Below are 20642 nucleotides of genomic sequence, written 5' to 3'. Positions count from 1 at the left end.
AGCTTGTTTATCTATCATCTATTCGTTTATACATCGTCAGCACTCAAAATTGCCCTAATTGCTTTTTCGCAAGTTCTTTTTCGCAAGTTATAGTTATAATAATTTCGCTTCTTTAGCATCAAAGAAATACAAGGCTTGCTTATGGACAGGACGATTCCATATTTGCCCAATCGCACGTGCATATAGATCAAGTTGGAAGCGATAATGCTCTGCTAGACCCTCTACACCACCCTCATGGCTTAACACACGGTCTGTCTTGTAATCAAGCAGTATCAGCTCATCATTCGACTGGAAAATACAATCAATAACACCTTGTACAAGGACAGTCTCATCATCTAATAAATGAGAATTATCCTTCGCTGCGAACGTTGATGTCGCCACATAGCGAAGTCTCTCACCCGTATCCCCCTGAGTAGACAACTCAATGGTATATGCTTCTGCAGCTGTAAGCCCATAGGAGAACGGAAGCTCACGCTGTACCCAGTCTGCGTGCAGTAGCCGCTGTCCAATGTCACTCTCAAAGAAGGCATACACACCATCCACATCGATCGCCTCTGCTTGCGCAGCGGTCATAATCTGACGCTCCTGCATTCCGATCAGCGTTTGCGCAATAATAGCAGTACTCATGCTGCCGTTAAGGGGCAAATGCTGCATCAATAAATGATAGGCAGTTCCACGCTCTGCTGGAGTCAATCGCTTCTGTTCCATAAAGCGAGGACGGCGTAAATGCAGCGTGTACGTAAAGTCAGACCCGTCTGCTATTTCTGATACTGAGCTCACTTGCGATTCTATCGTAGAAGCAGTAGTTGCTAGTCCAGTTGGAGCCTGCTGCTCTGGTTCCAACTTTTCAAGCTCATCTGGTTGCTCTGGGAGTTCTGGGAGCTTTTTCTCAGCTGGCAAATGATCTGTATCCGCAATACCATCCTCCACCTCGCTGCTATGAACCCATGTAGAAGAAGGCAAATCATCCTGTGCAAATAGACGCTTCATCTCCGTAACAGACGTCTTGGCTGGAAGCATTTCTGCAAGACGATAAGGATCCCTCCAGCTAAGCCGCTCCGCAATCGTCTGCTCATGTTCCGAAGGCTGTACCTCAACATGCTCATCCAATGCAGCTATTCGCTCCAACAATGCTAACTTATCGCTTACCAAGGTATCATCCGTTTCCAAGCTGGAAGTAAGTGCAAGCATCGAGGCAGGAATGAGCGTCAACTTCCAATCCGATGGCTCATCAATCATGCAGCTGCCATTACGATTTGGCAGACCCGCTAACGTACGCCATTCCGATGCAGCTTGGTGGCGAATTAATGCTGGTCCGATCCAATCGATATAACTGCGCGCACGAGCAATCAAGTAATCAGGCAGCAGCAAAGACTCCACATCTAGGGCTTCCCCCCACTGCGAAATGACTTTAGCCGCATCATTTACCGTGCCCATTAGAATCATCTTTTCTTTTGGACGGGTTAAAGCAACATAAAGCACACGCAGTTCCTCAGCCAGTAACTCCAGTTTCATTTGACGACGAATGGCCAAATTAGCCAGTGTCGGATACGTAACACGTGTTGATTCATCTACATATTTCGGCCCAAATCCCATTTGCTTGTGCATCAGGAAAGCAGCGTTTAAGTCTTGCTGATTGAACATTTTCCCCATACCTGCAATAAACACGACAGGGAACTCAAGTCCTTTACTTTTATGAATCGTCATCAGACGAACGACATCTTCCTGCTCACCTAATGCGCGAGCTGTACCCAAGTCGCCGCCCGTTTCTTTCATCCGATCTATGAAACGAAGGAACGCGTATAATCCTCGAACAGACGAACTTTCGTATTGGCGAGCACGATCATACAACGCCCGCAAGTTAGCCTGACGCTGCGTGCCGCCTGCCAAGCCTCCAACCCATTCGTAATACCCAGTCTCGCGATATATGCGCCAAATAAGCTCTGATAGACTGCCTTGACGTGCTTCTTCACGCCAACGCTCCCATAAGGACATAAAATGCTGAACCCGCTGCACATCTTCCTCAGACAGCAGCACCTCACCATCCAACTCCAATTGCGCTGCACCAGCTGTTCCAATTTCGGCTGCTGACGTTAATGCATCAAAATATGGCTTATTCTTCGCATATAAGCGGATTTGCGCCAAGGACTCTGCGGATAGCCCTACTATAGGAGAGCGAAGCACGCCCGCAAGCGGGATGTCCTGATAAGGGTTATCTATGACGCGCAGCAAGGACACAATGATCTCCACTTCTGTCGCTTGAAAGTATCCTGTATTAAACTCCGCATAGGCTGGAATACCTTCCAAACGCAACTCCTCAACCATTAATGGGGCCCATGATTGAGTCGCTCGCAGCAAAATGACGATGTCACGGTAGCTAATTGCCCGCATGCGCTTCAATTGCTTGTCATACACTTGAGCAGGCTTTTCACGCCCATCGCCCATCATCGTTCGTATCCGAGCAGCGATGGCTCTGGCCTCGATTCTTGCGGTCTCTAGCTCTGATGGATCAACTTCCTTTGTTGGAGGCTGATCCCCATCAAGCACATCTTCTTCATCGCCAGCCTGAGACTCCGCTGCTCCACCTTTTTCAATCAGGACAAATTCTGGGCGAATATGATAGCTATAGTCTCCAGATGCCGAGTCATCCTCCACATCCAGCTCTGGGTAATACATCGCACCGCATACAAGCTCTGCATCTCGATCATAGCTAAGTTCTGCTACTTGCCGATTCATAAGCTGACGGAACAGCATATTGACTGCATCGACAACTTCCATGCGACTGCGGAAATTGCGCGCCAAATCAATTCGAGCACCTTTTAGATCATCTTCATCCCTATAACGATTTGAATCCGAAGAAGCCTTTTCTAACTCAGTCTCATCGTTCATTCCTTCTTGAACGACATGCGTGTTCCACTCGTCATCACTTTGATCATAGCGCCCATAGCGATCATACTTCTCCATAAACAACGTAGGATCTGCCAAGCGGAATCGATAAATGCTCTGCTTTACATCGCCAACCATAAAACGATTGCCTTTATCTTGACGTGAAATCAAGTTCACGATTGCCTCTTGCACCATGTTCGTATCTTGGTATTCATCCAGCAAAATTTCAGCAAACTGCGCTCGATATTGCACGGCCGCATCCGAAGGGTCTGTATGTTCAGGTGTACTATTAGGTGCACGCAAAATACGAAGGCAATAATGCTCTAAATCCGAGAAATCAAGCCAGCCTTTGCCACGCTTTGCTTGCTCGTAACGCTCACCAAACTGCTGAATGACATGGACGAGCGTATTCATAAGCGGCGCCATATGGTTCATTTCGATCAAAAATTGTTCTGGTGCACGTCTGTACAATTCTTCACGAAGCTGTGAGAAACGAGCTTTGGCTTGATCCCTCAGCCTCTTTACTTGCTCCTGCAAGGATTTCTCGTAACGATCGCCTCGACATGCAGGCAGCCTGCCAAATTCAAGCTGCTCCATAAATACACCCATTTCATGCCATGGATGTTGTAGCGATCGGTTGTGCAATTGAGCGGCCATCTGCCACTCCTCTGTTATTACAGACTGATAAGGTTCAGGCCCACCAGGAGCACCACTCAACTGCGCTGCTTGCCGCAGAAGCTCTACAATAGCATTCATCGTCAATCTTGTATCAGCCATAATACTTGTCGCCCATGGTGAAGCAGAGAGCTCGTCTACAGAACCCGCTCCAAACGATGCTGCCATTTGCGATAGCCATGCATCTGGCCACGGGTGACTACGTGAGAAATCATATAAACGTTGGACAAGTCGGAAAGCCGCTTCATCATTTCGTTCTCCACTGAACCAGTCAACAAAGCGGCGGAATTCATCATCCTCTTGCTCATACTGTTCCTCGAACAACTCCTCCAACACATCCTGACGCATTACCTGCGTCTCTGTTTCGTTAGCAATACGGAAAGAAGGGTCCAATCCGATCATTTGGAAGTAACGTTGAATTACCTCTAAACAGAAGGAGTGCAAAGTTGTAATGGAAGCGCGATTCAACAGCGCTAGCTGACGATGAATATGCTCCGAATCAGGAGTCTCAGCGAGCTTCGTCTCAAGCGCAAGACGAATACGTTCACGCATTTCCGCTGCCGCTGCCTTCGTAAACGTTGCCACCAACAGTTCATCGACATGGACGGGTTGGTGCTCGTCAATAATTTTTCGGATGATCCGCTCTACAAGAACCGCCGTCTTGCCTGATCCCGCTGCAGCCGCTACAAGGATGTTGCGGCCACCGTCAACGATAGCCTGCCATTGCTCATCCGTCCAAGTCGCATCTTGCGGCTTCGGTGGCAATGTTGTTGTTGGCTCAGTAGCTTGCACAGGAAGCTGCTCAAAAGCACCTTCTAAGGGATCGCTTTCGATAAACAATTTTTGCACCTCTCCAGTATGCTCGATAGGCTCTTGTACAGCTTGCTCTTCCTCCGCGGTTTGGTCCACGATATCAAAAAGATCAATAGCTATCTGCTCTACTTCTTGCTGGGAGGAATGTCCCACTTTGGCTTTTGCTCGCTTATTCGTTTGATCCATGTGCTGATTCTCCTCCTCCCTGCAGTTGCATCCATACGTCGTCTTTACTCATCCGAGGCAGCATTCGATATTGATTGCCTTCCAGCAGCTCATCGAATTGACACACAGGCTTGTAGTCACAATAGTCACAAGCTTTGCTAGTTCCCATTCGATATGGCTCAATTTGAACTTCTCCATCTGTAATGTGCGTGCCTATACGTTGAATCACATTTCGGACGTTGTCACGTAAAACATCCCACTGTTCCGTTGTAGCCACACTCGCGTTGCTATAGAAAGTACCATCTTGCTTAACAGCAACAGGTAATATGTCAGAATAACCTTTCTCCAACGGTGCATCCATCTTCGCTACTACTTCTCGATCCGCCAGTACAAGACCTTTCATTTTAAACTTCTTCATTAACTGCTCATTGGCCAAGTCTGGTGCCATTCCGTTCGTAGCAGCGAGCAATGGATTGTGCACATGGAAATAAAGCGCTCCTGCTGGCAATGCGGTTTGGCCAATCCATTCCTCCGCATGAGTCAATAACACGTCCAAGTAAGTTAGCATTTGCAGCGATAAACCATAGTAGACTTCATGAAGCTTCAAGTCAGTAGCGCTGGATTTGTAATCAATTACACGCAGCAAAATGCCCTGTTCGCTATCCGCGCAATCTACCCGATCAATTCTTCCGATAATCTCCATCGTACAACCATTGTCCAACGTAAACTGAAGCGGCGGCAACGGCTTGTCTGGTCCAAAATCTATTTCAAGCGCAAGCGGTTCGAATTCTCCACGCTTTGCATGTTGGCCTATAACATCCGCGGCCTTGGCGACGATTTGCTTCAATTTGCGTGAAATATGTTTATAGCGATTGGAACTCATTAATATTTCGCCTTGTAAGCGGGGCGATAACAAATCAACAATTCGATCTGCTTCCGCTCGGCTTTCATCAGCTGTCAATGCCGCCCACGAACGTTGGTTGGACTTTAAATCATTTGCAAAATGGCTTAAAGCCGCGTGGAACAGCTGCCCGATGTCAGGCGCCTCCAAACGGTACATTTGACGCTGTCTCAGCTTCAGTCCGTGTGAAGCAAAATGAGAAAATGGACAAGCGACAAATCGCTCCATCCGCGATACACTCGTTCTCAGCTTGTTCCCGTAAAGCTTGCGGCTCGTATTTTTATCTAAAGGCTGCACTTGATTACGATACAACAGCGAGCCTGTTAACGTACGTAATCGATGCTGCCAGCTTGGTTGTGCACGCAACCAATGATACACATCCCACCAAACAGGCGAAATGGCTACTCCACGGCGCCACTCTCGCAGCTGCGAAATAAGATGTCGTAAAGCCATTTCTGGATGTGCAACATAACGAAGCTGCTCCAGCTCACCCATAAATTCATTTGGCTCAGCCAACTCCAACTGCTCTTCTACATGGGGGAAGAGCTGGCGGATTTGCCGAATTACCTCAGAGGGAAGCAAAGATTTCCCTTCCTCATCTGCAAGTGCATAGCTCACCCATAGAGTATGACTAGCTGCCGTCAATGCATTGTAAATAAGGAAACGTTCATCTAACAACTGACGTCGAACCCCAGGCGCTAATTGCATCCCCGTGTCGAGCAAGACGTCACGCTCGTTCTCTGTAAGCACACCATCTTCGATGGGACGAGCTGGAATAATGCCATCATTAGCCCCTAACAAATAGGCATGTTTAATGTGACCTGTTCTCGTCCGATCCATCGAAGCGATAAGCACTTGATCAAGCGCAGGAGGAACAAGTGCCAACTTCACGCTCTCAAAGCCTGTCTCCAACATACCCGCGAACAATTCCAGCGTAATCGTCTCACTTCCAGCCATTTCAACGAGCTGATCAAGGATGTTAAGAACTGCATCCCATATTTGACGATGCTCGCGAGCACGCTGTACATCCCCATTCATCATCGCTTCGGCACTCATACGTTCTAATCGATGCGGAACACCTAAATCCATCCAAAATCGATACAAAGCCTCGCACATATCGCGAATATCCTTTGCACGAGTCAAACCTCGCTCCAACGCCATAAGCGGTGCAGCAACAATTTGTCGACACTGCTCGATCAAGGCTGGAGCTCCCGTTTCTTCATCTGTAGAGCTGTCTGTATCCAAAGACAAAGAAGGGATCTTCGGCCATGGATGCTTACTCATCCAACGTCTGCCTTCAATTCCAGCCGCCAATACATAGTTCTCAAACCGATCCATATCCAACCGTGAGATCGCATCATCCTCCGGAAGCACAAAGTCCGTTTTAATAAAGCGGAACACCGCATCTGGCTTCCAGAAACCAATCCATATATCAAGCGCTGCTCTTGTCATCTCAACGAACGGATGATGAAGCACCCCTGACTTTTGGTCCTTAAAATAGGGAATATCAAAGTCTGTAAACACCGTATCAATAAGGGCACTGTAGTCTCCAATATTTCGGACCACGACCGCCATATCTCGCCAACGCGCCTCACCATTACGCACACGAGCCAACATATCTCTTGCTGTTGCCTCTACTTCTACTCGGCGATTAACCGCTGCATGCACAGTAACAGCTTGTTGTTCTTGCTGTGTAGCCGTTGCTTCCTGCCAAGCCGTCCGTCGCTCATAATGCTTTTCAAGGTGAGACAACAAAGGTGACTCCTTAAAACGAAGCAAACTACCTGCTGTTCGACCATCCAATTGAACCAAGTCTCCAATCGGTACTTGCAGTGTGTCGGCAATTTCTCGAAGCTGAATATACGTAGTAGCTGTAGGATGAAATAGGTTCAGTTCATGCGGCGTTTGTCCTTGCTCATATGGTCGATCCAGAGTAAGCGCAATTCTCATATCTTTGGATTGAAGCATGAGTGCAGCCAATACGGATAGCTCCTGCGGCGTGAAACCATGGAATCCATCGATCCATATTTGAGCATCACGCACATAGGTAGATTGCGGTACACTCTCTGCCAAGCGCATCAACACATCTTCACCATCTAAATAATGCTGTGACAATTCAACTTCAAACTCTCGCATGACCTCTGTAATATCTCGCAGCTTTGCAGCCAGCAACGGATGCCCTGACCCTCCCGTCAGCCAACCAAGCTGCTCCTCAACGTCAGAAGATTGAATGCGATAACGTTTCATCTCATCGAATAAAGCGTTCAATTTCTCAATAAAACCAAACTGCTCTGCCGTACCTGAGAAAAGAGAAAGATTACTCTTCTTCTGCTGCATAATACGATACAGTAGCATTTTCTTCCCTTCTTCATTAATGGGAGTCAAAGCCGTACCGCCAGTCTCTTGCATAACCCGATAGGCCAAACGTCGGAAGCTTAATACTTGCGCACGCAGCAAACCGTGAAGCCCTTCTGTCTTCACTAGCTCATGCTCCAATTGGAACGTCCCTTGTTCCGGTACAAGCAGTATAATAGGAGGTCCTTCCGGTTGTTGCATAACCTGTTCCCTAATTTGATCCAATATATAAGTCGTCTTCCCGCTTCCAGAACGCCCTATTATAAATGTAAAAGCCACCTTTTCTCACCGTCCTAATGTCTTGTATGTTTCCTGTATGTGTCGTGAAAATTCCGATCATGTGATGACTAATCAATGACTCATTTATATTTCAATATTCCATATGTGCAGCTCAGCTCTATAAAGAGGTCTTCGCCCGTGTTGGAACGCTCAGTTAGTGAATGATTGGTAACTCATAGTTCTTCATTTCTTTTGATTCGAGTTACTATTCAAAAAATATTCTACCCTTCTTCTTAACAAGCTTTGATTACGATTATAACATGACTATTTCTAGAACACCCGTTTGTATATTATGGTGCCATCCTACAACCTCCATGCCATTTCCGTCAAATAACAAAAAGTCGGACATCCCTTATTTAAAAGAGTTGTCCGACTTTGTCATGTAATAGTTAGAACCAATGTTATTTGGAACGCACTTCAAAGATCGCAAATTTCAAATAATGACCTTCGTCAACACCTGCAATTTGCGGGTGGTCTTTGCCAGCAGCGCGCCATTCAATGAGGCGAAGCACTTTACCAGCATCCTGTGCTGCATCTAGAATGGATTGCATGAACTGGTCTGGTCTCATATGGAAGGAACAGCTCGCTGTTACGAGGTATCCACCCTCGTTAACCAACTTCATCCCTTGCAAGTTGATATCTTTGTAACCCCGATAGGCGCCTTCAACCGCATGGCGTGTTTTTGCGAATGCAGGCGGATCAAGAATAACAACATCCCACGTGCGTCCGCCCCCAGCAGTCATCTTCTTCGATGTATCTACTTTTTTAGCAGCGCCTCCTGCTTCATTACGCTCGCTGCGCTCATCGCGACCACGAACTTGTTCACGCAAATAATCAAATGCATCCGCAACGACGAATTCCACGCGATCTGTGAACTCATTCAGCTCCACATTGCGCTTCGCGCTCTGAATCGCATGATCGGAAATATCCAGACAAGTCACCTTTTTCGCGCCATACTTACAAGCGTGCAGTGTAAAGCTACCTGTATGAGCGAAGCACTCTAGTACAGTTGCACCATCCCACCAAGGGAAGCTAACCACTTTTCCATTCGCATTGACTGGAAGCTGCTGAGTGCCCTCTTCCGTTTCAACCGTTTGTAAGGCGATTCCACTGCGCTTACCCCATCCTTTCATCAATGGAGCGATGGAAGCACGGTTCTCACGTTGATCGAAGAAATATCCTGTCTTTTGACCTTCTACGATATCTACTTCGATAATTAGGTCATTCTCTTTCACTTGTACGTGACGTGGGCATTCTCCGTAAAGCAAGCCAGTGCGCTGCTCCAATCCTTCTTTTTCACGGATCGGCACATCACTGCGCTCATAAATACCTTGCGGCTTCATGACTTGGACCAATGCTTCAATAATAGCGTCACGACATAGATCCATACCCAAGGTTACGATTTGAACGACGAGTACATCGTCAAAACGGTCCACAACTAGACCTGGCAGGAAATCTGCTTCACCATATACAAGACGATAAGCTGTCCCCCCTTGTAGGAAGCGATCTCGATGCTCCAGGCAAGCTTCGAATCTAGCAACGAAGAAAGCCGTATCCATCACGTCAATCGGTTCATAGCTCACTATACGAACGATAATTTGGGACTCTGGATTGTAATAGCCTGTCGCGATGTATTTCCCCTTTTCATTCCACACATCGACTAATGTTCCTGACTTAGGATCTCCTGATACAAGTTCAACCTCGGATTGGAATACCCAAGGATGCGAACGTTCGATGCGCTTCTTTCGCGCACGCTTTAATTGTACATATGGACGCTGTTGCTGCATGTTAATACGATTTCTCCTCTACTAAATAACTTATTTCAAGTTCATGTCCGAATATAGGATAGGGCCTATCCATGGTTGTCATGGTTGTCCTTTTTCATGCATACATATGTCCTAATGATAGTACAAGCAGACACACTTATGAGCACCTTTATCTATAAAGGTTCGAAAAGGAGCCGGCCTATGATGCAATCCATAATTTTTCCGCTTATCGGCGGATTCGCGCTATTTATGTTCGGCATGAAGACAATGGAATTTTCCTTACATTTATGGGCGGGTCCCCATTTAAAACGGCTGCTGCATCGCTCGACAAGCACACCAATCCACGGCATGCTGTTCAGCTCCGTTATGACTGCAATTATGCAGAGCAGTACAGCGATTACCGTTATCTCTATCGGTTTAGTCAACGCCGGTCTGATGACATTTCAACGATCTCTCGGCATCATTTTAGGAACAAATATAGGTACAACGTTGACAACAGAGTTAATAGGTCTAAATATCAATCATTACGCATTGCCCCTACTACTCATTGCTGTAACCGCATGGCTCTGGGGCGTAATTGCCGATGATATATGCCCAGAAATGCTGCCGCGCCTACATGCATGGTGGAAGCCGCTGCAATATGCTGCCATTGCAACGGCTGGGTTTGCGTTCATTCTGTTCGGTATCGAATGGATGAAGGCCATTAGTGAGCCCTTGCAGCAGCGAGGATTGTTTACGTGGTTCCTTGAACGTTCCCAAGACAGCCTTCTATGGGCGCTGTTAGCCGGCATGATTATCACAGCGCTCGTACACAGCAGTGCAGCGATTATCGCCATGGCAATGGGCCTGTCTGCAACGGGTGCACTGCCTGTAGAAGTCGGCATCGCGATCGTCATCGGTTCCAACGTAGGAACGTGCTTCACTGCCTTAATTGCTTCACTTGGCGGCAGCCGCAGTGGACAATTCGTCGCATGGAGCCATGTCGCCTTAAATGTAGGTGGTGCACTGTTATTTTATCCACTCATCCACCTGCTGCATGATATATCAGCGATGATTTCAGCAACTGAATCGGCGCAAATTGCGCATGCACAAACGATATTTAATATTGCGAGTTCGCTTCTGGCGCTCCCACTGTGCTATTTGCCTCTGTGGAATCGCCTCCGGTAACAATCGCAATACCTGAACTTGTACCAATCCGATTGGCTCCCGCTTCAATCATCGCGAGCGCAGTCGCACGATCACGAACAGCACCTGATGCCTTAACACCAATAGCAGCAGACACATTAGCGCGCATTAAGCGAATATCTTCAACTTTTGCACCACCAACGCCGAAGCCTGTTGATGTTTTGACGAAATGCGCTCCTGCCTGTTCGGACAATTGGCATGCCGTTATTTTCTGTTCGTCGTTCAACAACCCAGTCTCAAAAATAACTTTGACAATTGCTTTCCCATTTACCATGCGTACAACGGCAGCAATATCCGCTTCAACCGCACGATGATTACCTTCAAGCAACTGGCCTACTTGAAGAACCATATCTATTTCTGTCGCGCCATCTTCTACAGCACGAGCAGCTTCAAACGCCTTGGCAGATGGTGCACTAGCACCTAGTGGAAACCCGACTACAGCCGCTATTTTCACAGAGGAACCTGATAATAATTCACGACAAGCAGGAACCCATACTCCATTTACACAAACACTATAAAACTGATGCTCAAGTGCTTCTTTACATAATTGCTCGATTTGTTTCGAGTTCGTATCAGCCTTAAGAAACGTATGATCGATGAATGAAGCAAGATTCACGGTTGTCATGATGATTATCCTCCTATGCGTAAACCAAGTTTTTGGAATGCCTTACTTACAATGATGTCATTGTTATCATACCCAGATCGCTTCTGCTGCTGCCAAGCAGCTTCAGGCGAGAACCAGCTTACACCACGAATTTCTTCAACTTGCGCCTGCAAGCTTCCGCTTTCTTCCTCGATCAAATAATAATGAACTTCCTTATCCACAAGACCATGCTCAGGATGGTTGTATTGATACTTAATCATATCAATCGGTTCAATGATACGACCATGAATGCCCGTCTCTTCCACCACTTCGCGTAATGCCGTTTCTTCAATCGTTTCGCCCGGCTCCATTTTTCCTTTCGCCAACGAAACTTTACCATAACGATCTTGAATAAGTTGGATTTCCAATTCACCTTCACGTTTGCGGAATACGACTCCACCTGCTGATATTTCCTTCATCCCCGTTCCTCCTTCTATGTGTTATCTATATCCTATCCCAAAAGAGGGAGGATTTCACCTCTGCCTTGGCAGCAAGCAAAATCCTCCCATCTATTACTGCATGTTCAACCGATATAACGAAAACGAACGGCTATTTACAAGTTCGCAGCTTGATTCAATACCTTCTCATTAAGAACACGTACAAGCACACCTTTGCACTCATTCACGCCAGCTTCGGTTACTTTAACACGGCACAACTGTCCGATCAAAGACTCGTCGCCTTCGAAAATAATTTGCAAGTAGTTATCGGAGTAGCCCATAACATGGCCTGTTCCTGGTGCTCCTTTATAGTCGCGCTCCGGAATAACATCCAATACTGCTCCAACGAACTGCTCTGCATATTGCAGCTGCATTTGTTCGGACAAGTCAATCAGCTGATGAACGCGGTCATTTTTGACCTCTTCATCTACTTGGTCTTCCATGCGAGCAGCAGGTGTTCCTGTACGCTTGGAGTAAGGGAATACGTGCATCTCAGAGAAGCCAACTTGCTTCATGAACTCATAGCCTTCACGGAACTGCTCATCGGATTCACCAGGGAAACCAACGATAACGTCCGTCGTAATCGCTACATCCGGCATCGCTTCACGGATACGAGCAAGCTTCGTACCGAATTCTTCTGTCGTATATTTACGGCGCATGCGCTTCAGCACATCAGTGTTACCAGCTTGCAGTGGAATATGAAGGTGACGGCACATCTTCTTCGAATGCTTCAACACTTCAATCATTCGATCGTCAATCTGGCTCGCCTCGATAGAACTGATGCGAATACGCTCTAGTCCATCCACTTTGTCCAAGTCCCACAGCAAATCTGTCAAATCATAGTTCTCTAGATCGTCTCCATACCCCCCAGTATGGATACCTGTCAGGACTATTTCCTTGTAGCCCGCATCAACAAGCTGACGCGCTTGATTCAGTACACTCTCGGATGCACGGCTGCGGGACAAACCGCGAGACCATGGAATAATGCAGAATGTACAGAAGTTGTTGCAGCCTTCTTGGATTTTGAGGAACGCACGTGTACGCTCTGCAAAGTCAGGAACGTCCAATTCTTCGAACGCTCTCGTTTTCATAATGTTGCGAACCGCATTGATAGGCTTGCGTTCCGCATGAATTTGACCAACAAAGTCCATGAGTTTCTCGCGATCTTGTGTACCAATAACCAAGTCCACGCCTGGAATATCCATGATCTCTGCTGGCGATGTTTGTGCGTAGCAACCCGTTACTGCAATAATTGCATCTGGATTGCGACGCACGGCACGGCGAATAATTTGACGGCTCTTTTTATCTCCCGTATTTGTCACCGTACATGTATTAATTAGGTAGACGTCTGCTGTTTCCTCGAATTCGACTTGGTCGTAACCTTCCTGTTTGAACAGCTGCCAAATGGCTTCGGTATCGTAAAAGTTAACTTTACAGCCTAAGGTGTAAAAAGCTACCGATGGCATTGTTCACACTCCTCCCATTTCACCTGTTTCGTACAACACGCACGTTAATGCCAACATGCCTGCTGTCTCTGCTCGTAATATGCGGCGCCCTAAGCCTACGCTCACAGCACCCGCATTCACAAATCTTTCTACTTCCTGTGCGGTAAATCCGCCTTCAGGGCCAACAATAATAAGAACTTCACCCTTGTCCACAACGCTAGCAACCTTCGTTGCATAAGGCTGCACCACGTCACGAATCTGAGTGCCGCGTTCATCTTCATAGCAAAGAAGTACCAGATCAAATTGCTCCATTGCCTGTACAAGCTGCTTTACGCTCATACTTGGTTGCATATCAGGAACACGGTTGCGGTGGCTTTGCTCAGCAGCTTCCTTCGCTATCTTGCTCCAACGCTCCAGTCGCTTCGCTTCTTTCTTGCTGTCATATTGCACGACCGTCCGATCCGATTGGAACGGAATGAAAGAAACAGCACCGATTTCCGTGCATTTCTGAATAATAAGCTCCATCTTGTCGCCCTTTGGCAAGCTTTGCGCAATCGTTACTTGACACGCGGCTTCTGCCTTCGTCTCTCGACGCTCGACAATACGTGCTTTCACTTGCTCGCTATCTGCTTCTACAAGCTCTACCAAAGCTTCTCTAGCTTCTCCATCACTGACGATGAACTTTGTGCCTGGCTTCGATCTCATGACACGGACAAGATGATGTGCATCCTGCCCAGTAATAATCACTTCTTCATCGCCAAATTGCGCAGGTTCTACAAAATATTTTTGCATCGTTATCAACATTCCTCATCATACAACTTTATTCACTCAAACGCTACCGATCCGCATGACTTGCACAAGATGAATCAAGGAAACTGTACCGTTCAACCGTGTTGTTACAGACTAGATTGAGGTCACACGAAGAAGCGGAGCCAAAATTCCATAATGCCTGTCATCATTGGTTGCACAAGACTAAACAATGGCTCAATCGTTACAGCACGAAGCGGCGGTATGAACACGATTAACAAAAAGATAAAGACCGACCACTGTTCAAACTGCGCCAACTTGCGACGAACAGGCAGGGGAGCAAGCTCCTCTACAATCCGATAGCCATCTAGCGGCGGCAGCGGTATCAAGTTAAAGACGAACATGACAATATTAAATTGTAAGAAGTAACCGAAGAAGATAGACAACGCTTCTCCAACACGTGGATTGCCCGTTCCTAAATCAAGCCCCAGATTAAAAATAAGCAAATAATAGATAAGCATACCGAAAAAGGCAAGCAGCAGATTGCTTAAGGGACCTACTGCTGTCACGATAATACTCATCATACGTGGCTTCTTAAAATTCGCACGGTTAACAGGTACAGGCTTCGCCCATCCGAACCCGACGATGACGAATAGCAGCAAGCCTAAAATATCGATATGCTTGGCCGGATTTAACGTCACGCGACCAAGCATTTTAGCCGTCGGATCACCGAACTTGTATGCAGCATAGGCATGTGCAAACTCATGCACCGCAAACGCAATCAATAAGACTAGTACTACGAATGGCAGATGATCAAGTGGCACACGAAAAAAGTTACTCCAATCCATACTCTCCCACGCCTTTCTTGTTCAGACATCACGACATCTTGATCATGATATCCATTGAAATTGGAATGACGTTAACCTAGACTTTGCGAGCAACAATCGCGATCCAGTCCTCATCACGATGCTTCGCCTCGATTACGAAGCCACCCTTGATAAGCTCCTGCTCAACAAGATCTTCTTTGTTCTTATAAATACCAGAAGCGATATAAATACCGTTCGGTTGAAGCGCCTTGTACACATCTTCAATAAACAGAACGATAATCTCTGCCAAAATGTTTGCGACTACAACAGGGACAGGCAAAGTTACACCTAATCCAGTGTCCTTATCGCCATTTTGCGTATCGATAATTTTCAATAGATCGCCTTCGCGTACCGTTACTTGATCGGACAATCCGTTAAGGCTGACATTTTCCGTCGCACTCGCTACCGCTACTGGATCAAGATCGATGGCAAGTACATGACGAGCCCCAAGCTTCATCGCTCCGATAGCCAAAATACCAGAACCTGTCCCTACATCGATAACTTCTTCCCCGCCTGTAATAACGGTTTCCAGCGTACGCAAACAAAGAGAAGTCGTCGGATGCGTCCCCGTTCCGAATGCCATACCTGGATCAAGCTCGATAATTTTCTCGATCTCTGATTCAGGCGTATAATCTTCCCATGTCGGCTTAATCGTTAAACGTTCCGACACACGAATAGGCTTGAAATATTGCTTCCATGCATTTGCCCAATCGTCCTCATGAACGCGGCGCCAGCTCATCTTCACATCGCCTGTATCGATATGAAAGCTACTCAGTTCATCAATGCGAGACTTCACTTCTGTTTCAACAGCTTGCAAATCGGTACCATCTGCAAAGTAGCCTTGAATAACAGCTTGTCCTTCTGGGATATCGTTCAAATCGTGCTCGTACCATTGTCCATAGCTCGTATCACGCTTTTTATTCAACGTACCGGATTCTTCAATTGCGACTCCGCCCGCTCCTGCTTCATGCAAGAAATTGGAGATCATCTCCTGCGACTCTTCTGTTGTATGTATCGTTAGTTCATGCCAATACACGTATTGGTGCCTCCCTTAAACTCTCATATTGCATGTAGAATTAAGTCTACATCCTTATTATTGTACACAAAAATAGAACCCCTTACAATGACAGGCCAATAGCAGCAAAGCCATTAACATCTGTTGCGAAGGGGTTCACGTTATTTTGTCTAACGAATGGTTACTTAGCTCGCATCTAAAAACAATTTCTGATGTGAAAATAGGAATTCAGGCCCTAGGCCTTACTGCTGTTCTGCGCGCGCATCAGCTTGACGTGCACGTTCCGCTGCGATGCGATCCGCATCGTCTGCTAACTCCTCAGAGAACTCAACATCTTCGGCTTTAGCTACGGGCAATTTACCACTATGCCCTCCTTGACCGTAAAGACTCGATTGCTTAGTCTCATCATGCTGTGTCATCGTAATCCCTCCCGTCACAAAATAGAACGATTATCTACACCTCTAATGAACTAGGGCAAAGACGTCATTCATTCTTTAACATGACTGAAGAGACCATTATTTATCCTTGCTTGCTTCATCCATCCTTCATCATCCATTGAGCTCTGTCCTACGGCACACTTTATTTCAAACGCCATAGCGCAGGCACATTCGGAGGCTCCCAACCTAGCAGCGATGTGTGAGGTTGACGGCATACATACACCTTTCCAGCATAGGTTGCCTCATCGTTTACTTTGTAACTGACGCCTGCCTTCCAATCGCTCGCACTCGGTGTTTGGCTCGTTGTGGCTTGAATCGTCGTACCTGTCGATTGATTCCCCGCCGCATCCTTAGCCACAATCGTGAACGTATAGGTCATGTTGGCAGCTAATCCAGTAATCGTTACGTTGGCCTCTGTACCATTCACTTGCGATGTACCGTAGCTAACTGTATAACCAGTGACACCTATATTGTCTGTTGAAGGCGTCCATGTAAGCCCTATTGAGGATGCAGTAGTGCTGCTAACTACAACATTCGTTGGAGGGGTTGGCGGTGTTGGATCTGGCACAATTGCTCCTGTCTTGACCGTTACTGCCATGCTCGCGGCAGATACATTACCCGCTCGGTCTTTTGCTTTTACCGTAAAAGAATACGTTGTATCAGGAGTCAGTCCTTGAACGGTAAACGATGTGCTGGCTGTACTGCCCACTTTATTTGCACCTTCAAAAATATCGTACTCAATCACGGCTACATTATCTGTAGACGCTTGCCATGCTAGACCCACACTAGTCGTACCGACAGCTGTTGTCCGTACTTGGCTTGGAGCAGAAGGAGCTTGCGTATCTGGCACTACGTTTAATGCATCAAGATACGTTCGATGCCTTGTTGAAAATTCAAAGTTATTGTAGCGATCCCAATTGATCGACCACGTCATCAACCCACGCATATTGGCATACCCAGCAGGATTTCGCAGTACGTACCGACCACCAAACGTTTGCCCTTTATATAAATAATCTAATGCTTTATGCACCTCTGCTACGGTTGTAAAGCCACCTCCAGCATTCACATTCGCAGGCAATCCAATCACAACCTGATCAGCCCGCAGTGGAGCGAAAAATCGCTCATTGTTTCTCGCGACTGGAAAACCCGTCAGCACCATGTCCGCCATTGCGACATGAAAGTCCGCATTTCCCATCGTATAGTACGTACCATCGAGCGCTGTTATCGGCCCTGAATTATAGTGCTGTACTTGCAGCCAATCCAGAATATCACGTACCGCATGAATGACTGGCAAATAAGCCCCTGCGCGCGGATCGGCACCAGTGCCTGTGCCGCCATAGAAGCTGTAGCCAACCTGTACAAAAAAGGTTTCTGGAGCCATCGTAATCATAAAGGAATCGCCGAAGTGAGTATGGAGTTCTCTTATCGCTGAGATGAGATTGGTTATAACAGGAGTTGTTGGGTTGCGGAAGTCTGAATCGCCATTGTTTAAGTAGAGGGAATGTCCTTCAAAGTCTATGTCCAAGCCATCAAAGCCATAGGTCGTAATAATCGATTTCATGGAGCTAACGAATTGATCACGCGCTTGTGCCGTTTCTAACTGAACTTGGCCGTTTGCACCGCCGATAGAGATGATTACTTTTTTGCCTAGACTCTGCAAATATTGCACGTCCGCTTTAAGCTCTGCTGGAGTAATTTGATACGGGGTAAATCCAATCGTTCCACCGCGTGGGCCATTTGTGGGCTCAGCAAAAGCAACGTTAATAACATCAAATTTTGGGGAGACATCTTTCAATCTGACATAGCCCGATCCGTTATCGAAATTGTGCCAATAGCCAACGATCAGCTTGTTAGTGGGAGGAAGCGATGCGATAGCAGAAGCTTGTGAATGGGTGCTACTTCCAGAAACTCCATTAGCGACAGATAGGGGGAAAAGAGTGCTGAGAAGCACAGTAATCCATACGATAACAGCAGCCTTACAACGAACTTTTTCCAAACAAACATTCATTAAACCATACCTCCTTTAATTATGTTCATACATTCATAGTGCTTGCATAAATAAGCACCTGTTCGTATTAGATCAATCACCCCCTTAATGAAAAACTCAATGGATGGAGTTTGAGGAAATCGTACATGTTAAAAGAAAAAGCGGAGAATGATCGCGTTAGCAAGTACAGGTTCTGATCAACATGTTCAATAATTGAGATGCTAACTACATAGTGCCGCAGAAATAAAGTTTCACTTTACGAAACAAACCTGTTTCACCTCTATACAAAATGGGTAATTAATATGTCGTACTTATCATATTTAGGATTTTGCAAAATTCCACACAGTCGATCATTACCGGCAGATAGCCGCTCAAAAGAGACGATATTCGTGTATATGTTGAAAAATGCTGTGTCAGAAGTGGAATTTTCCAAAATCCTGAGATCAGAACAGGAGTGAATCGATGGTATTTCTTATTTCTCTTATTATCATTATGATTTTTGTGTTATGGGGATTGGTCGCCCCTGAACATTTAGGTGCCTTTACTAGTGAAGCCCTATCGTTCGCCACGAATAAGTTTGGCTGGTTTTATTTGATCGCAGCGTTGATTATCCTTCTTTACACGCTATATCTGGCCTTCAGTAAGTACGCCAATATTACGCTTGGTGATGAAGATGATGAACCTGAGTATTCGAATATGTCCTGGTTCGCTATGCTATTCAGTGCGGGCATGGGGATTGGTCTCGTATTTTGGGGAGTTGCTGAACCGATCAGCCATTACATGGTACCACCAGAAGGCGATCCCATGACTGTAGAAGCTGCTCGTACCGCTTTGCGCTACTCCTTCTTCCATTGGGGGCTTCATCCTTGGGGAATATATACACTTGTCTCCTTAGGCCTTGCCTACTTTATGTTCCGCAAAGGATATAAAGGGCTTATTAGTTGGACGTTCTATCCATTGCTTGGCGATAAAGTTAACGGACCGATTGGAAAAACAATTGATATTTTAGCTGTTATCGCAACTGCTTTTGGTGTCGCTACTTCACTTGGTCTTGGAGCACTGCAAATCAATGGTGGTTTATCTCATGTATTCGGCATACCTAATACGACAACGATGCAGATTATTATTATCGTCATCGTATCCATCATGTTCTTGGCCTCTACCTTGTCTGGATTAGATAAAGGTATGAAATTATTGAGCAATACGAACTTGGTTATTGCAATCGGTTTGCTGCTCATCATCTTGTTAATCGGGCCAACATCATTTATTTTTGAAACGTTCACAACAACATTAGGAAGCTACTTCCAAAATATTATCCAAATGAGTTTGCGATTAACTCCGTTTACCGAAGATTCATGGGTAGCGAATTGGACTTTATTTTATTGGGCTTGGTGGATCGCATGGGCTCCATTTGTCGGTTCATTTATTGCACGAGTATCAAAAGGTCGCACGATTAAAGAATTCGTACTTGGTACCTTGCTGCTGCCAAGTGGATTCAGCTTTATCTGGTTTGCTACATTTGGCTCGACAGCTTTGCATCTTGATATGTTCCAAGGCAAGCCGATCGTTGAGGCTGTGAAGGCCGATTTGACATCTGCTCTATTCATAACGTTAGAAAGCTTACCTGGCGGCCTTATACTCGCCGTGTTGGCTATTATTTTAATCGTAACCTTCTTCATTACATCTGCGGACTCAGCAACATTTGTTCTAGGAATGATGTCTACAGACGGCAATCCTAACCCAAGTAGAAAGGTGAAGTTTGCTTGGGGCGTATTTACCGCATTAATTGCTGCTGTTCTCCTTATGAGTGGAGGCTTGAATTCCTTGCAAAGTGCCTCAATCATGACCGCATTACCATTTACGTTTGTCTTGCTTGGCATGGTCATGTCCTTGAATCGAGCACTCAAAGCAGAAGATCGGGAACGACGCCTAATTGAGAAACAGAAGCGAAAGCAACTTGAAAAATTACTGCGCGCTAACCAATCTTAATACAGCTAGAGGGGCACTTCGAAAAGAAGGCCCCTCTTTTGCTACTACAAT

13 protein-coding genes are annotated in these 20642 nt (G+C 46.3%); 2 read left to right on the top strand and 11 right to left on the bottom strand.

What is annotated here, in order from left to right:
- Positions 1–93 precede the first annotated feature (93 nt).
- The 3 genes from addA to IFO66_RS00110 all read right to left on the bottom strand — a co-directional run bounded on the left by addA (position 94) and on the right by IFO66_RS00110 (position 9861).
- Positions 94–4560: a helicase-exonuclease AddAB subunit AddA gene (gene addA, locus IFO66_RS00120; protein ID WP_192023154.1), complete on the bottom strand. Its 4467-nt coding sequence runs from the start codon at positions 4558–4560 to the stop codon at positions 94–96.
- Positions 4544–8074 (bottom strand): helicase-exonuclease AddAB subunit AddB, encoded by a 3531-nt coding sequence (gene addB / locus IFO66_RS00115; protein ID WP_192023153.1) that lies wholly within the window; start codon positions 8072–8074, stop codon positions 4544–4546. The genes addA and addB overlap by 17 nt, the downstream gene beginning before the upstream one ends.
- Positions 8075–8475: 401 nt before the next feature.
- Positions 8476–9861: a class I SAM-dependent rRNA methyltransferase gene (locus IFO66_RS00110; RefSeq protein WP_192023152.1), complete on the bottom strand. Its 1386-nt coding sequence runs from the start codon at positions 9859–9861 to the stop codon at positions 8476–8478.
- A gap of 180 nt (positions 9862–10041) precedes the next feature.
- Here IFO66_RS00110 and IFO66_RS00105 point away from each other — a divergent pair, with 180 nt between their 5' ends.
- The gene (locus IFO66_RS00105; protein WP_192023151.1) at positions 10042–11007 is read left to right on the top strand and encodes a Na/Pi cotransporter family protein; all 966 of its coding nucleotides are present in this window, start codon (positions 10042–10044) and stop codon (positions 11005–11007) included.
- On the opposite strand, the gene deoC is transcribed toward IFO66_RS00105, so the two are convergent.
- The 8 genes from deoC to IFO66_RS00065 all read right to left on the bottom strand — a co-directional run bounded on the left by deoC (position 10940) and on the right by IFO66_RS00065 (position 18623).
- Entirely contained in the window at positions 10940–11650 is a 711-nt protein-coding gene (gene deoC, locus IFO66_RS00100; protein WP_192023150.1) for a deoxyribose-phosphate aldolase, read from the bottom strand. The two genes, IFO66_RS00105 and deoC, sit on opposite strands and share 68 nt — an antisense overlap.
- A 5-nt stretch (positions 11651–11655) precedes the next feature.
- On the bottom strand, positions 11656–12087 hold the full coding sequence (locus tag IFO66_RS00095; RefSeq protein ID WP_192023149.1) for an NUDIX hydrolase: 432 nt from the start codon (positions 12085–12087) through the stop codon (positions 11656–11658).
- 134 nt (positions 12088–12221) lie between these two features.
- A complete protein-coding gene (mtaB, locus tag IFO66_RS00090; RefSeq protein WP_192023148.1) occupies positions 12222–13571 on the bottom strand; it encodes a tRNA (N(6)-L-threonylcarbamoyladenosine(37)-C(2))-methylthiotransferase MtaB in 1350 nt (449 codons plus the stop codon).
- Between the two features lie 3 nt (positions 13572–13574).
- Positions 13575–14342, bottom strand: coding sequence for a 16S rRNA (uracil(1498)-N(3))-methyltransferase (locus IFO66_RS00085; RefSeq protein WP_192023147.1), 768 nt, complete (start codon positions 14340–14342; stop codon positions 13575–13577).
- Positions 14343–14464: 122 nt separating this feature from the next.
- Positions 14465–15145, bottom strand: a complete 681-nt coding sequence (locus IFO66_RS00080; RefSeq protein ID WP_192023146.1) for a site-2 protease family protein — start codon at positions 15143–15145, stop codon at positions 14465–14467.
- A gap of 76 nt (positions 15146–15221) precedes the next feature.
- On the bottom strand, positions 15222–16199 hold the full coding sequence (gene prmA / locus IFO66_RS00075) for a 50S ribosomal protein L11 methyltransferase (protein WP_192023145.1): 978 nt from the start codon (positions 16197–16199) through the stop codon (positions 15222–15224).
- 221 nt (positions 16200–16420) lie between these two features.
- Positions 16421–16597 (bottom strand): YfhD family protein, encoded by a 177-nt coding sequence (locus tag IFO66_RS00070; protein ID WP_192023144.1) that lies wholly within the window; start codon positions 16595–16597, stop codon positions 16421–16423.
- 160 nt (positions 16598–16757) lie between these two features.
- Complete coding sequence (locus IFO66_RS00065; protein WP_192023143.1) at positions 16758–18623, bottom strand: fibronectin type III domain-containing protein; 1866 nt, start codon at positions 18621–18623, stop codon at positions 16758–16760.
- A gap of 441 nt (positions 18624–19064) precedes the next feature.
- On the opposite strand from IFO66_RS00065, the gene IFO66_RS00060 reads away from it, so the two are divergent.
- On the top strand, positions 19065–20591 hold the full coding sequence (locus IFO66_RS00060; RefSeq protein WP_192023142.1) for a glycine betaine uptake BCCT transporter: 1527 nt from the start codon (positions 19065–19067) through the stop codon (positions 20589–20591).
- Positions 20592–20642: the final 51 nt, after the last annotated feature.

The sequence above is a fragment of the Paenibacillus arenosi genome (assembly GCF_014841135.1).
Lineage (GTDB): Bacteria > Bacillota > Bacilli > Paenibacillales > Paenibacillaceae > Paenibacillus_B > Paenibacillus_B arenosi.
Note: the sequence above shows the minus strand (reverse complement) of the source record. Positions and strands in the feature narration are given on the sequence as shown.

Bases quoted from the DNA above. Each gene is read 5' to 3' on its own strand.
- deoC (WP_192023150.1), bottom strand. From the start codon at position 11,650: ATGACAACCGTGAATCTTGCTTCATTCATCGATCATACGTTTCTTAAG.
- IFO66_RS00065 (WP_192023143.1), bottom strand. From the start codon at position 18,623: ATGAATGTTTGTTTGGAAAAAGTTCGTTGTAAGGCTGCTGTTATCGTA.
- addA (WP_192023154.1), bottom strand. From the start codon at position 4,560: ATGGATCAAACGAATAAGCGAGCAAAAGCCAAAGTGGGACATTCCTCC.
- IFO66_RS00080 (WP_192023146.1), bottom strand. From the start codon at position 15,145: ATGGATTGGAGTAACTTTTTTCGTGTGCCACTTGATCATCTGCCATTC.
- IFO66_RS00060 (WP_192023142.1), top strand. From the start codon at position 19,065: ATGGTATTTCTTATTTCTCTTATTATCATTATGATTTTTGTGTTATGG.
- IFO66_RS00095 (WP_192023149.1), bottom strand. From the start codon at position 12,087: ATGAAGGAAATATCAGCAGGTGGAGTCGTATTCCGCAAACGTGAAGGT.
- IFO66_RS00070 (WP_192023144.1), bottom strand. From the start codon at position 16,597: ATGACACAGCATGATGAGACTAAGCAATCGAGTCTTTACGGTCAAGGA.
- IFO66_RS00085 (WP_192023147.1), bottom strand. From the start codon at position 14,342: ATGCAAAAATATTTTGTAGAACCTGCGCAATTTGGCGATGAAGAAGTG.
- mtaB (WP_192023148.1), bottom strand. From the start codon at position 13,571: ATGCCATCGGTAGCTTTTTACACCTTAGGCTGTAAAGTTAACTTTTAC.
- IFO66_RS00110 (WP_192023152.1), bottom strand. From the start codon at position 9,861: ATGCAGCAACAGCGTCCATATGTACAATTAAAGCGTGCGCGAAAGAAG.
- IFO66_RS00105 (WP_192023151.1), top strand. From the start codon at position 10,042: ATGATGCAATCCATAATTTTTCCGCTTATCGGCGGATTCGCGCTATTT.